Origin of the sequence: Sedimentibacter sp. B4, assembly GCF_000309315.1 — a bacterium.
Lineage (GTDB): Bacteria > Bacillota > Clostridia > Tissierellales > Sedimentibacteraceae > Sedimentibacter > Sedimentibacter saalensis.
In genome coordinates, this window is the sequence record NZ_CANG01000901.1 from 1 (window position 1) to 267 (window position 267).

The 267-nt window shown below is 71.5% G+C and carries 1 protein-coding gene; it reads right to left on the reverse strand.

From position 1 onward, the window contains the following. The coding region (locus BN358_RS24610; protein WP_157593535.1) for an ATP-binding cassette domain-containing protein at positions 1–267 on the reverse strand (267 nt) is incomplete at both ends.

Below are 267 nucleotides of genomic sequence, written 5' to 3' on the forward strand. Positions count from 1 at the left end.
CAGCCGCAGCAGCGTGGTCTTGCCGGATCCGTTCACCCCGACGATGCCGATCCGGTCGCCGGGGCCGATCGACCAGTCCAGGTGGTCCACGAGCGCGCGGCCGTCCGGGAGCGCGTAGCCCACGTGGTGCAGGTCGAAGACGTCCTTGCCCAGCCGGGCGGTGGCGAACTCGCGCAGCTTCAGCGAGTCGCGGGGCTCCGGCACGTCGCTGATCAGCAGGTTCGCCGCGTCGATCCGGAACTTCGGCTTCGACGTGCGTGCGGGCGG